The sequence below is a fragment of the Spiroplasma endosymbiont of Cleonymus obscurus genome (assembly GCF_964273375.1).
Lineage (GTDB): Bacteria > Bacillota_I > Bacilli_A > Mycoplasmatales > VBWQ01 > Spiroplasma_E.
Genome location: NZ_CAXWWA010000002.1, coordinates 49,608 through 63,093 on the forward strand (window position 1 = coordinate 49,608; position 13,486 = coordinate 63,093).

A 13,486-nucleotide genomic window follows, 5' to 3' on the forward strand; every position below is an offset into this window, starting at 1 on the left:
TTTTTAATAAGAAGAACATTATGATAGTTATTTTATAATAAAAAATAGATTTTTAGTCGATAAGTCATCAAATGATAAAATCTTTTAGAACCTGTTTAAAATCTTTTCAATAAAATTGAAATAAAGGCAAGAACAACCATTTGTAAGCTAGTATTTAATTTTTTTTCACAATTTTTTCATAATCTTCTGCATTTTTCTAATCATGCAAAACTTCGTTCTACAACTCATCTTTTTGGTAATACTACAAAAGAATGTAATTCATTACGTTTTATAACTTCAACATTTGCATTTATAATTGTTTTAATTTTAGAAGCAAATTTTTCACCAGTATAACCAGCATCTACTATTATTTTTTGAACTGCAGAAAGATTCTCTTTTTCATTTTCAATCATTATTATAGCACTGTTACGATCTGTTTTTTCTGCTGTGGTTATGTAAATTGCATGTGGTAAACCTTGAGAATCAACAGCAATATGACGCTTTATTCCTGAAATCTTTTTACCAGCATCATAACCTTTGTTTTTAGTAGTATCTGTATTTTTAACACTTTGTGAATCAATTATACAAAAACTAGTTTGTTCTTTTCTACCATTATTGATACGAAATGCCATGACTAATTTTTTTTAAAACTAATTGTAATACACTAGGTTCTTTACCATTATTTTTACTTCAAACTTGAAAATAATAATATACAATTTGTCATTTTGGAAAATCTTTTGGTAACATTCTTCATTGACAACCACTTTTTAATACATATAAAACTGCACAAAATACTTCATATAAATCTAAGCTTCTTGGTTTAGTTCTCTTTTTAGTATTTTCTAAAATTGATTTTATATTTTCAAATTGCTCTTTGCTAACATTACTAGGATAATTTTTACGCATATATACCTCTTATCTTAAAATATATAATCATTTTACCCTATTTCTCTAAAAGATTTTAAACAGGTTCTTATATAAAAACAAAAGGATATTATGTTCCAAATAATTGTTTTGTAAAACAAACTGATTTTTTAGGTTTTGCTAATTCATTTAATCCTTGAGTTAGAAAAATAAGAGAAGAACAAAGTGAAAGACGGAAATCTAATGAACTAAGTTTATCAGTTAATGTTGAAGCAGTAAATAGCTTAGAAAATGATAAACCTAATTCCAAAAAAATAAAAGAACAGTTATTTTGTATTAATTCACATTTGTCTTTGTGTTAGATTTCTTTTTTTTAAATTGTTGTTTTAAGTATCAATCATAAATAATAGCAATAATAGTTAAAATGAAACCAATACTAAGAAAACCAGAAATAATATAACCTAAAGTATTACCACGCGCTTCATTAATTGTTCAATTAACTGATAAATTTCTTAGATTATTAATTTCTGTTGCATTCATATTTTCTGGTAATGTTTAGTAATCTGTGTAACTTACAAAAATAACTATGTTTAATTAATTCTAGTAAATATAATTAAATGACTAGAAAGAGTGAGTTACAGATGGCTAAAAAAGATAACTTTAATAATAATGATCCAATATCAAAAGCAGTAGATTTATTATTAGAAAATACTGAAGATTTAACAACAGTTTTTAAAGAAGGGGGTTTATATAAAGAATTAACAAAACGTTTAGTTGAAAAAATGTTGAATTCTGAGATGCAAAATTATTTAGGATATGAAAAAAATCAACATAGTAATAGTGACAATGCTCGTAATGGTATAAGTTCAAAAAAATTAATAACTCAACAAGGTAAAATTGAGATTGATGTACCACGAGATCGTAATAGTAATTTTACTCCTGTAATAGTGCCAAAAAGACAGAGAAGATTTGATGGTTTTGATCAACAAGTTCTTTCCTTATATGCAAAAGGTATGACATTATCAGATATTAGAATGCAGTTACAAGAGTTATATCATGGTGCTGATATTAGTGAAAGTGTTATTAGTCACAAATATTACTGATGATGTGATTGATGATGTCAAAGCATGACAAAATAGACCATTAGAAGGCATTTATCCCATTGTTTATTTTGATTGTATAGTAGTTAAAGTACGACAAGATAAACGCATTATTAACAAATCAGTTTATATAGCTTTAGGTGTTGATTTAGAAGGTAAAAAAGATGTTTTAGGTTTATGAATTAGTGAAAATGAAGGCGCTAAATTTTGATTAGCAAATTTCACAGAAATGAAAAATCGTGGCTTAAATGATATTCTTATTGCTTGTAGTGACAACTTAACAGGCATGTCAGAAGCAATACAATCAGTTTATCCTAAAACTGAACATCAATTATGTATAGTTCATCAAATCAGAAATAGTTTAAAATATGTTTCATACAAACATCGAAAATCACTAGTTACAGATTTAAAGCCAATTTATAATGCATGTAGTGAAGAACAAGCAATGCAAGCTTTAGAATCATTTGAAAGTAAATGAAATAAACACTATCCTCAAATTGCTAAATCTTGATATAAAAATTGAGATAATTTAATGATTTTTATTAGTTATCCTCCAGAAATCAAAAGAGTGATTTATACTACAAATTCTATTGAATCTGTTAATAGTCAATTACGAAAAGTCATCAGAAATAAAAAAGTTTTTCCAAATGATATGGCAGTTTTCAAAATATTTTACTTAGCAATTGAAAATATAACAAAAAAATGAACAATGCCCATTCAAAATTGAAATACAGCAATTGCTCATTTTATGATAAAATTTGAAGACAGAATTAATCTGAACTAGTACTTTGCAAAACAAAGATACACAGATTATTAAAAAGCCTCATAAAATTTTTCATAATATCATTTTTTATTCCAATTTATCTTTAATTATTTGATTTTTTCTAATTATTTCTTGTTCTAATGAATAAATATATTCTGACATTCTATTTATTATTAAATTTATATACTCTAATTCTTCGTAAATATTATTAAATGCAATAGTTCCTATTTTATTTTTTAAATTTTCTAATAACTTTTCAATATCTTTTTTCATTACTATATCACTCATTTGTTTTTGGTTTTGATTAAAATTCATTATATTTTTTTCTCCTTTTTGTAAAATATCTTTTATTATTTCTAATTCAGTCATTCTAATTTCATTTGCTTTAATAAAATTTTGTAATTTTTCAATTTCTTTTTTATATTCTTTAATATTCTCTTTATGTTGATTAATTCTGTCATTAATATATTCTAATGGTGTATTTTTAATCATTTTTTACTCTTTTCATTTTTTAAATCATTTAACATTAATTGAACAAAATGCACGATTTTTAGGAATATTTAAAGTATTAAAAATTTGACCAGTTACTATAATTTCATCATTTTTGTTTAATAAAATACAGCGTCTATAAAATTTTGGGTTGTTAAAAATTAAAGTAACATAGTTTAAACCATTTCACTGACCTCGAACACTATAATATAATTCCTTATTACCTTTTTCGTAATATTTTGCTTCAATAGTGTTGCTCAGTTTTACTGTTAATTTGACATAATTGGCTTTATCTTTCATTTTTATAATTCCTTAAATAGTATTGAATATGCTTATATGCATCTTGTTCATGTTTTGTTAATTTTATATTTCCTTTATAATTTGTTATTTTATTTTTATTTTTTGGGTGGTTTTCTAGATAATCTCAGTTAAAAACATCTTGTACTAATACCATTAAAGCACCAATAATTTTAGGAGTTGCTAATGGATTAGTTAATAATTGTTTTGAACTTAAAAAGAAATTTTCTACAATAACTAATATTTTTTTATCAATAAATTTTTCTTTAATTAATTGAAATTTTTCTTTATACATATTTTTAGTTCATAAAACAGTTAATGTATTGAATGTTTCATTATAAACAATATTATTAGTTTCATTTGAATATATAATAATTCCATTATTGCCAATACCAGCAGGGTCAATTCCAATAATTAAGTCATATTGCATTATTAATTAAATTCACCATTTTTAATTTTTTCTTGTAATTTCATTATTAATTTCATTTTTCAAGTTATAATATTAATTTTAGTTTCATTTTTAATATCATCATTAAATAATTCCAGAAATTGATTATCAAGATAATCAATTAATTTTTCTTTATCCATATTTATACCTCCTACTTAACCTAACATTTAAAATACAGTCATAACAAATTGCTTTATTAATTTTATCTCTTAAAAAGTTTTGTCTTGTTTTTATATCATTAGTATTAAAGAATAAATAATCTAATTTATGTTGTTTACATGTTCAACAAAAATACTTTTTCATTTTATTTACCTACATTTTCTTGTTTTTTATCAATAATATAATCAATGATTATATTTCTATAATTATTAAAATGAGTTTTACATAATCCTAATTTTGTATTTTTTTTAATTGTGCAAACATATATTTCTTGATTACTATTATTATTTTTACAACCATAAATATCACAATATCATAGTCATTCATAATCATTACTCATTATTAAATTACCTTACTTACTTTCCTAATATGTTCTGTTGCTTCTAGCATAAAGAACATATATTTTGATTCTTAGATTATTAATAATACTACTATTCGTTTTATTAATTCCAGCAATTCTGGGCTCAAAAATAAATTTCAAAAAAAAATAAAAAATAAAACCAACACTTGCTCACTGGGGAGTGGCAAGGTTGGTTAAATAAAGAATAGAATTAATACAATGGGTCCCTACAACAGGTCTATATATACTAGTTTCCAATTCGCTCCCACCCCAAGAATTACCATTAAATGGTTAGTATATTTTATTAGGTATCACTCCACTTTTTATTTATCCATGCAAGTCCACATGTTCTAGCTACTATTTTTAACAACTGTGTTGTAGTTCACTTTTTTAGTTCCCTAACACGTGTTGATAATAGCGTTAAAGAGGTTTATTAAAAATTTTAAAATTTTACAATTACAAAAAAAGACAAGATTATTTCTTGTCTTTTTCCTTGATAATAATTTTAATTTAACTTACAAAATGTATCTTTTATTTTTTTTTAAAATACGTCGAATATTAAATTTAAGGGTTAAAAAGAGTAATTTTGTCTAATTTTTCATTATTTTTCAAATAATTCATTTTTGGAAATAAGTTACTAATATGATAATTAATTATTTCGTAAATTTGACAAACCGCCCAAAATAACCAATAACAAAGAAAAAAAAGAAAATCAAAATAACACTAATAATAACCATAAAGCCGTAAGATATAAAATACCTGTTTTTGGTTTTAATGATGTTAATCAAATTAAAGAAAACTTAAATAGTATGACTATTTATATTACTCAACTTTTAGACTTATCACCACTCACTAGAATTTTCTTATTAAAAAATAATGACTATCCAAGTGGAATGTTTGCAGTAAGGGATAGAAAAACAACAATAGAACAAAAATATAACATTATCGCTGAACAAGTAGCATTAGATTATATGCGTAATTTGTTTCAAGCAGCTTATAATCAAGCTAGTATTAATAAAACCTGAGAATGATTCATTAATGATTTAAACAATGTTACTATTCCAAATTTAACAAATTCATTTAAAGAACATTTAGAAAAATGCAGAATAAACGCAATTGAAATAGGTGATCAATTTTTAAACTACAAAATGAATTATCCAATAACAATAAAGGTAATGATTGAAGGCAAAATTGTTGATGTAACTTCAAGTGAAACTTTTGAATATACTGTCAAAATTGCTGATTTTAATAATAATGATTAGATTCATTAGCTAACTAAATAAAAATACATAAATTCTAATAAATATTTATCAAAAATAATGTTACTCTTATTTTATTTTTTAGAAAATTTAAAAATATAATAATTATATAAAAAACAAATTATGCTTATAGATAAAAATATGGGAGTTAAAAATATTGTAAAAACAACACCACATCTTACATTTGAAATGTTAAATCAATCATTTAAATTATTATTAAATATATCTAAAATTCCATTTATATGAGAATACTCTTTATATTTTCCCGCGATTAATCCAAAACCATTAGTGACTAATTCTGTATGACTTCCTATTAACACTTTGCTAGTAAGTAAACTTAATCCAATTATCATAAATAAAATCCCAAGAATAATAATTGCTAAAATAAATCAATTAATTTTTTTATAATTTACCATTTTTTACCCCTGTTTCTTTTTTATTTTCTTAAGCAGAGAATTTACAATTACTTAATTTTGTAAATCATTATTTTTTATTTAATTTAATATTCATTAATTATACATACATTTATTAAACATTTCTGTTAAAAGCAATTTTAATTGCATTAATTATTAAAAATAAAAAAATTGATCATTGTTGATCAATAGTTTAGAGGTGAATACACATGAAATCAAAAGTTATTGTAATCACAGGTGCTTCTAGTGGTATTGGTATGGAAACAGCTAAGTTATTAGCAAGCGCCGGTCATAAATTAATTTTAGCTGCAAGAAGAGAAGAAAAACTTAAATCATTAGTTACTAGTATTAAAAATAAAAATGGTGAAGCAAATTATTTAGTAACTGATGTCACCAAACATCATGAGGTAGAAAAACTAGCACAATTTGCAATTAAAACATTTAATAAAATTGATGTTTGAATTAATAACGCAGGAATTATGATACTAACATCTTTAAAACAAAAAAACATTAAAGACTGAGATGAAACAATTGATGTCAATATTAAAGGAACACTTTATGGTATAGCTGCATCATTACCATTAATGTATCAACAAAATTCAGGTCATATCATTAATATTTCATCAATTGCTGGTCATTTTGCTCATGCTGGTGAAGCAGTAGTTTACTCAGCAACAAAATGAGCGCAGTTAGAGCAATTAGTGAATCATTAAGAGAAGAAGTAGCAAAGGATAAAACTAATATTAGAATTACAGTAATTTCACCTGGAGCAATCAATACTGAATTATTGAATAGAGTAACTGATAAAGAATTTAGTTCTGAATTTAAAGAATATTATAAAACTTATAGCATATCTGCCGAACGAATAGCACTAACAATAAAACAAGCAATTGAATTACCCGCTGATGCTACTTGAAATGAAATTATTATTAGACCAACCAATGAAATAATGTAAAAATAAAAAAATAAAGAATATTTATCTAATTTTTGAATTTTAAAATACTTTAGACAATCCTTTATTATTTTTTAATTTTAAAAGAGAGAGAAATTTAATATTAAGAATTTTTATATTTTTAATTGTTTTAAGAACCTGTTTAGAATCTTTTCGAAAATAATGTAAAATGATTATATATTTTAAAATAAGAGGTATATATGCATAAAAATTATCCAAGTCATGTCACCAAAGAACAATTTGAAAACATAAAATCAATTTTAGAAAATAGTAAAAAGAAAACAAAACCAAGAAGTTTAGATTTATATGAAATATTTTGTGCAATTTTATATGTATTAAAAAGTGGTTGTCAATGAAGAATGTTACCAAAAAATTTTCCAAAATGACAAACTGTATATTATTATTTTCAAATTTGAAGTAAAAATAATGGTAAAGAACCTAGTGTATTGCAATTAATTTTAAAAAAAATTAGTTAAAAAAGTTCGTATCAACAATAATCGCAAAGAACAAACTAGTTTTTGTATAATTGATTCGCAAAGTGTTAAAAATACAGATACTACTGAAAATAAAGGTTATGATGCTGGTAAAAAGATTTCAGGCATAAAACGTCATATTGTTGTTGATTCTCAAGGTTTACCACATGCAATTTACATAACCACGGCAGAAAAAACAGATCGTAATAGCGCTATAATAATGATTGAAAATGAAAAAGAAAATCTTTCTGCAGTTCAAAAAATAATAGTAGATGCTGGTTATACTGGTGAAAAATTTGCTTCTGAAATCAAAACAATCATAAATGCAAATGTTGAAGTGATAAAACGCAATGAATTACATACTTTTGTAGTATTACCAAAAAGATGAATTGTAGAACGAAGCTTTGCTTGATTAGAAAAATACAGAAGATTATGAAAAAATTGTGAAAGAAAACTAAATACTAGTTTACAAATGGTTGTTCTTTCATTTATTTCAGTTTTATTAAAAAGATTCTAAACAGGTTCTAAGAAATTATTCTTTCAAAGTATTGTCACTATAACTTACAATTTTATTATTTAAATTTAAATTTTTATTAATACCAATATTGGCAATTGTATTAAGACTTGATATTGGTAATGTTTTTACTCTAAAAGATAAATCATAAATTTCAGTTTCATTTAAGACACGAAGTTCTCCGTTGATTAAGTATTCATCACCAATTCTAAAGTTTTTAATTCAAGTTGCACGATTAAGATCAGCATAACTAATATCTTCCTCGCGAAAACTTAAAATAGAATTATTATTAGATTTTTTCAATTTAATAATAGATAAGTTATCACCTAATAAGCCTAGGCTTTGCTCATGTTGTTCAATTGAATTTCTAATAATAGGAATTATTAAACATTTTTGATCAGGAGTTTGTGTTCAAATGATAACTGTTTCAAGTTTGCAACCATTACAATATTGATAATTACAATTTATATTTTCACATCTAGTTTCGTTAGTTGTTTTTGTTAATGGCACATTGGCAAAATAAATGCCACAATTTATAATATTCTGCATTTAATAAACCTCATTTTCTAAAGTTTTAATAATACTTTTACTATAAACAAACTTAATTACCATAAAAGAGTAAATTTGACCTTAAACTTAATACTTTTAAATTATAATGATATAAATTTTAAAATGTTTTTAATTATTAGTCTGTATAAATTTTGGTTTAAGGGTAAGTGGGAATATTAATTTATGAAATTGGAATAGATATTAAATTGAGTTTTTAAACTAAATTAAAGACTCATATCAATAAATTAAAATACAAAACCCTTACATGAAAATTACTCATATAAGGGCATAAAGCCAAATTTACAATTTTAAATTAATTAAACTGATGTTTTGTCCTAAAGTTTTAGGACAAATATAATAATAACAAATTTAAACCAAATTACAATAGAATCTCATACTGTATATAATATATTTTGATTAATCATTATTATAAATTATTATTAATGCTTTAATTAATTTTATAATATAAATATTATTTATTTTATTATAATTATTTTATTTTAAAAAACAAAAAAAAATAAAAGCAGTACTTAAGTACTGCTTTTATAATATAATTTCTCTAATTAAGTTAAAAAAATAATATTTTAAACTATAAATTAAAATTCATGCAAATTTAACTTTAAACTAGTAGTAAAATAACCTCTCACAAACTGAGTATCTTTTTCATTATTTGCTGTAACCGTTTCAACACTAACAAATTTAAAAATAAATGCTTTTTGATTTCAATCATAATCGTAACTAACTGTTTGCTGAACTTTATTCATATTTCCTTCATGTGAAATACTATTATCAATAAACTTTGTATCACTAGATACAATAACTGAATTCTTACTTTGATCATTATAATAATAATCTTTTCCATTTATATGAAAATCGACATGACTTTTTATATCAGTTAATTCTATATATTTTAATTTTGAAGGATCACTAAAAAGAACAATAACATTTTTTTCAAAAGTTTTAACTGTAGTTTCTCCATTATCAGCAAAAATAGGGTATTCAACAATATCAATTGGTTGTATTACATCATGTAAATTATCAACATTTATTAAATTGGAATTTTTTACATATGAATTTAATATCGAAGAAGTTGAAAATATTGATGCTGCTGATAATGCTATTGTTGTTAACATTGATAAATATTTTTTCATAAATAACACCTCTTTTTTAATAACTTCTTAAAATCTTAAGAAGTTGGATACATCATAAACCTTTCTTTTAAAGAAAACAATAAAAAAACATTTATAATAAATAAATGTTTTTTAATAATTTTTACGATTAAAATAAAAAATGAAATTCATTATTAGCGATTTTTTTGATAATTATATACTAACTTAAGTACTGTTTTTAAAGGTAATATTCTAATAATAGTTCTTGTAATTTTATTAGAAATTCCTGTAATAATAACACTTTTTCTTTTTGTTTTTAAGGCTGTTTGTAAAGACTTTTTAGCATAAGTTTCAGTATCTAAAACTGGTAATAATGAACTATAATGTTCTTTATTTCCTTTACCATTACTACTACGATTTCAAAATTCAGTTTTTAATGGACCTGGACAAATTGTAATTACTCTTACTTTACTTTTTGCTCTTTTTAATTCATAATTAACTGCAACACCTAAATTTCAAACATATGATTTAGAAGCATAATAACTAGCAAAAACAGGACCTGGACTAAAAGCTGCCATACTTCCAATATTAATAACACGACCATAATTATTTTTACTAAAACGTTGAACAAATAACTTTGTTAAAATATGTAAACAAGAAATATTTAAATTAATCATATTTAATTCTTGTTCTAACATACTATCTGCAAATGTTCCTCAAACACCATAACCAGCATTATTAATAACTACTGTTACATTTAATTCTTTTGATAACTCAAATAATTTATAAATATTTTTTAAATCAGATAAATCTAAATCATAATTTTTAACTTGTAAGTGTGGATACTTATCTGCTAATTCTAATATTTTTTTACTATCACGTGATACCCCTAATACGTGATAACCTTGTGCTAATAATGCTTGACAGTAATAATATCCCAATCCTTTAGACGCTCCTGTAACTACTGCTCACTGATTCAAAACAATTACTTTATTTATCATTTATATTAATACTCCTTTTATTTTTAGATATTAAACAATTTTTTACTATTTGAACTAATATAATTATAAGCACTAAAAATACTTAATACTGTAGCAACGTACATTGGTATCATTACTAATTGATTAATTAAACCATATTGATCATTATTACTATGACCATTAACACTACCATTTAAAAATCGTCAATTAATAAAAAATAAAATTGTAATTCCTAACATTTGTAATGCTGCCTTTATTCTACCATATTTATCAGCAGCCATTACTGTACCTTTAGTAGCCAAAATTTGACGAACTACATCAATAATAAAATCACGTAATACCAAAATAATTACCATTCAAACCGGAATTATAGTAGCACATGCCATTACAATTAAAACACCATTAGTTAAAAGTTTATCTGCAATTGAATCAAAAAATTTACCAAAAGTTGTTACCTGATTAAATTTTCTTGCTCATCATCCATCAATAAAATCACTAATGGCAGCAATAATAAATAAAATTGCTGCTATTAACCAACTAATCGGTAAACTATAACTATTAATATTAATACTTGTTATTCAAAGATGATAAAAATTATCATTATCTATTGGACCGATAATCATTAAACTAACAATAATTGGGACTAATATTAATCTTATTAAAGAAATAATATTGGGAACATTCATATTTAAAATCCTTTCATATAAGTTTATTTATAATATTTAACATTATTATGTACTTACCTTTTTTAGCATAATTTATAAAAAGTAAAACTTATATTTTTGATCTATTCATGAAATAAGTATATCGTTATTTTCTATATCTATCAATAATATACATTTATATATTAAAATAAATATTCTTTTATATACAATTTCTTAACTATTGTTTGTTTTTTATTTTTCTGATTTTTCTCTTTCGGCAGCAGCTTGTGGATTTTTTCTTTTCTCAATATAATAGAATAAACCAATATAACTTAAATAATAATCTTTATTAAAATCAATTAAATGTGAAGCATTTGTAACAGTTGCTTGTCCTGCCGGTTTACTTCCTCATTCATAAAACGGAATTAAACGTGTTTTTGCTGGATTATGTTTTGCTAAAAAAATAACAGCAGTATCAAAATCTAATTTCATTAACTCACTACCTGTAATTAATTTTTTACCTTGTAATGATGAATTAATATTATCAGCTTTTTTATCTTTATTACCAGAATGGCTATAATTAATAATTGTTTTTTCACCGAACATATCTGAATATTTATTAGCGGTTTGTAAATCCATAGTTTGCAAAAAAGTATGCAAAATACAGTTATTAAAAATAGTTTCTGCTGTTTCTTTACCATATTTTTGTGTTAATTGTTGTAAATCTTGCATAATCATCATGAAAAAAATATTACGACTTCGTGCAACAGTAATCATTTGTGCCATACTAGCAATCGTTGGTATATTACCAAACTCATCAAATAAAAAGTATAAAGGACGTGGTAATTTAATATCAGGTAAAGTACTTGCATAACGAATTGTATTTTTATATAACTGTGCAATAAACATTGATACAAAAGCATTACGTTCATTACTTTCATCAGGAACAACTAAGAAAACAGCACTTGGTTTTTTTACAATTTCATCTAAATTTATATCATTACTACAACTAATATTTCGCGTCACTGGATCAGTAAATAAACGTAATCCATTAGCAACCATTTGACTAATTGATCCCGCAGTTTCTTCAGCACCTTCTAATGCACCTAAACCAATTTGACGAGCTAAACTATGAGTTGGCATTTTTTTTAGAATTTCAACATATCGTTGACGATTAGTAGCAACAATAGCAGCATTTGACATACTAAAGTATTTTAAAGGAACATCAGGTTGATCTTCAAGTTGTTCTAGCATAAATAATATAATTGATTTAACAACTTGCATCGCTGATTGATTTCAAAATTTTTGTTTTGGATCTGATTCAGGAAATAAAGCTTCAACAATATCATTAATTCATGATAATGCCATTGATTCATAAGTAATTGATTCATTTAAAGGATTATTTTCTTTTTTTAAACGCATTGATTCTACATAAAAATCATATACTTTAACAAAAGGATTTCATGAATTAGATACTGATGTATCACGTAAATTAATAACATAAACATCGTAACCATTATCTTTTAATATTTTAGAATGATTTTGAAATAATTCTCCTTTTGGGTCAGTAATAACCATTGATGGTTTAATTTTCGATTGGGCATTTAAATATATAGTTGGAATAACTAATTTTTGAGTTTTACCACTTCCTGTTCCCCCAATTACAATATTATGAGCATCAGACTTAATATTAAATTGGACACCACCAATTTTAGTCTTTGTTGTTTGAACAACAATACCGTAATCATTTTCAACAGTTTTTGATAAAGGAAAGGTATTAGCAATTTCAGTGGGTGTTAATCAAGCAGCAGATCCATACACTTTATTTTTTGAATCACGTAAAAAGCGACTTTTATTATGAGTTTCACGATAAATTTTATATTTATGAATCATAAAGTAAGATAATAAAACTGAAAATTCAATAAGAAATAGAATTAAAAATATTAATCAATAATTAATAACATCCTGTATTAAAAATTTAAGTGTAAATGGTTGTTGATTATCTCCACTATGAGAAAACATGTTACGAACAAAGACTAAAGCATAAACTAATAAAGTATTTATTAATACTAAAAAGGGTATAACAATTATAATTACTGCTGGTAGTACTCATTTTTTTTGACGAATAAATTTCATTTTTATGTTCCTTTATTT

Annotated in this window: 15 protein-coding genes and 2 pseudogenes; 4 read left to right on the forward strand and 13 right to left on the reverse strand. The window is 23.6% G+C overall.

Features of this window, described 5'->3' with window-relative positions; all coding sequences use genetic code 4:
• Nucleotides 1-95 precede the first annotated feature (95 nt).
• The 3 genes from ACI2WJ_RS00790 to ACI2WJ_RS00800 form a co-directional block, all read right to left on the reverse strand.
• A protein-coding gene (locus tag ACI2WJ_RS00790) for an IS5 family transposase (protein WP_400254531.1) occupies nucleotides 96-885 on the reverse strand; the annotation gives its coding sequence in 2 pieces (ribosomal slippage) (nucleotides 96-623 and nucleotides 625-885; 789 coding nt in all).
• A gap of 88 nt (nucleotides 886-973) precedes the next feature.
• Nucleotides 974-1,153 carry a hypothetical protein gene (locus ACI2WJ_RS00795; protein ID WP_400254532.1) on the reverse strand — a complete coding sequence of 60 codons (180 nt, stop codon included), beginning with the start codon at nucleotides 1,151-1,153 and terminating at the stop codon, nucleotides 974-976.
• Between the two features lie 26 nt (nucleotides 1,154-1,179).
• A complete protein-coding gene (locus ACI2WJ_RS00800) occupies nucleotides 1,180-1,383 on the reverse strand; it encodes a hypothetical protein (protein ID WP_400254533.1) in 204 nt (67 codons plus the stop codon).
• 101 nt (nucleotides 1,384-1,484) lie between these two features.
• Here ACI2WJ_RS00800 and ACI2WJ_RS00805 point away from each other — a divergent pair.
• Nucleotides 1,485-2,727, forward strand: a pseudogene (locus ACI2WJ_RS00805) (IS256 family transposase).
• A gap of 66 nt (nucleotides 2,728-2,793) precedes the next feature.
• Here ACI2WJ_RS00805 and ACI2WJ_RS00810 read toward each other — a convergent pair.
• The 5 genes from ACI2WJ_RS00810 to ACI2WJ_RS00830 all read right to left on the reverse strand — a co-directional run bounded on the left by ACI2WJ_RS00810 (nucleotide 2,794) and on the right by ACI2WJ_RS00830 (nucleotide 4,439).
• Nucleotides 2,794-3,198 (reverse strand): hypothetical protein, encoded by a 405-nt coding sequence (locus ACI2WJ_RS00810; RefSeq protein ID WP_400254534.1) that lies wholly within the window; start codon nucleotides 3,196-3,198, stop codon nucleotides 2,794-2,796.
• A 3-nt stretch (nucleotides 3,199-3,201) separates the two neighbouring features.
• Complete coding sequence (locus tag ACI2WJ_RS00815; protein WP_281748863.1) at nucleotides 3,202-3,495, reverse strand: hypothetical protein; 294 nt, start codon at nucleotides 3,493-3,495, stop codon at nucleotides 3,202-3,204.
• A complete protein-coding gene (locus tag ACI2WJ_RS00820; protein ID WP_400254535.1) occupies nucleotides 3,485-3,922 on the reverse strand; it encodes a hypothetical protein in 438 nt (145 codons plus the stop codon). Before ACI2WJ_RS00820 ends, ACI2WJ_RS00815 begins: the two co-directional genes overlap by 11 nt.
• Nucleotides 3,923-3,924: 2 nt before the next feature.
• Nucleotides 3,925-4,080 (reverse strand): hypothetical protein, encoded by a 156-nt coding sequence (locus ACI2WJ_RS00825; RefSeq protein WP_400254536.1) that lies wholly within the window; start codon nucleotides 4,078-4,080, stop codon nucleotides 3,925-3,927.
• A gap of 164 nt (nucleotides 4,081-4,244) precedes the next feature.
• Nucleotides 4,245-4,439, reverse strand: a complete 195-nt coding sequence (locus ACI2WJ_RS00830; protein ID WP_400254537.1) for a hypothetical protein — start codon at nucleotides 4,437-4,439, stop codon at nucleotides 4,245-4,247.
• 809 nt (nucleotides 4,440-5,248) lie between these two features.
• Between ACI2WJ_RS00830 and ACI2WJ_RS00835 the strand changes: the two genes are divergently transcribed.
• From ACI2WJ_RS00835 to ACI2WJ_RS00845, 3 genes and pseudogenes are all read left to right on the forward strand, one after another.
• On the forward strand, nucleotides 5,249-5,701 hold the full coding sequence (locus ACI2WJ_RS00835; protein WP_400254538.1) for a hypothetical protein: 453 nt from the start codon (nucleotides 5,249-5,251) through the stop codon (nucleotides 5,699-5,701).
• Between the two features lie 619 nt (nucleotides 5,702-6,320).
• Nucleotides 6,321-7,066 (forward strand): annotated as a pseudogene (locus ACI2WJ_RS00840) (SDR family oxidoreductase).
• A gap of 197 nt (nucleotides 7,067-7,263) precedes the next feature.
• Nucleotides 7,264-8,053 (forward strand): IS5 family transposase gene (locus ACI2WJ_RS00845; RefSeq protein WP_400254448.1). Its coding sequence is split into 2 segments (ribosomal slippage): nucleotides 7,264-7,524 and nucleotides 7,526-8,053, totalling 789 coding nucleotides; the frame shifts between segments, so codons are not numbered across the junction.
• Nucleotides 8,054-8,068: 15 nt separating this feature from the next.
• Here the strand turns inward: ACI2WJ_RS00845 and ACI2WJ_RS00850 are convergent.
• From ACI2WJ_RS00850 to ACI2WJ_RS00870, 5 genes are all read right to left on the reverse strand, one after another.
• Complete coding sequence (locus ACI2WJ_RS00850; protein ID WP_338957630.1) at nucleotides 8,069-8,599, reverse strand: hypothetical protein; 531 nt, start codon at nucleotides 8,597-8,599, stop codon at nucleotides 8,069-8,071.
• 596 nt (nucleotides 8,600-9,195) lie between these two features.
• Nucleotides 9,196-9,750, reverse strand: a complete 555-nt coding sequence (locus tag ACI2WJ_RS00855; protein WP_339038808.1) for a hypothetical protein — start codon at nucleotides 9,748-9,750, stop codon at nucleotides 9,196-9,198.
• A gap of 152 nt (nucleotides 9,751-9,902) precedes the next feature.
• Nucleotides 9,903-10,709: an SDR family NAD(P)-dependent oxidoreductase gene (locus ACI2WJ_RS00860; RefSeq protein ID WP_400254539.1), complete on the reverse strand. Its 807-nt coding sequence runs from the start codon at nucleotides 10,707-10,709 to the stop codon at nucleotides 9,903-9,905.
• 23 nt (nucleotides 10,710-10,732) lie between these two features.
• Nucleotides 10,733-11,374 (reverse strand): CDP-diacylglycerol--glycerol-3-phosphate 3-phosphatidyltransferase, encoded by a 642-nt coding sequence (gene pgsA, locus ACI2WJ_RS00865; protein ID WP_252320134.1) that lies wholly within the window; start codon nucleotides 11,372-11,374, stop codon nucleotides 10,733-10,735.
• Nucleotides 11,375-11,584: 210 nt separating this feature from the next.
• Nucleotides 11,585-13,468, reverse strand: a complete 1,884-nt coding sequence (locus tag ACI2WJ_RS00870) for a VirD4-like conjugal transfer protein, CD1115 family (RefSeq protein ID WP_400254540.1) — start codon at nucleotides 13,466-13,468, stop codon at nucleotides 11,585-11,587.
• Between the last annotated feature and the right edge of the window lie 18 nt (nucleotides 13,469-13,486).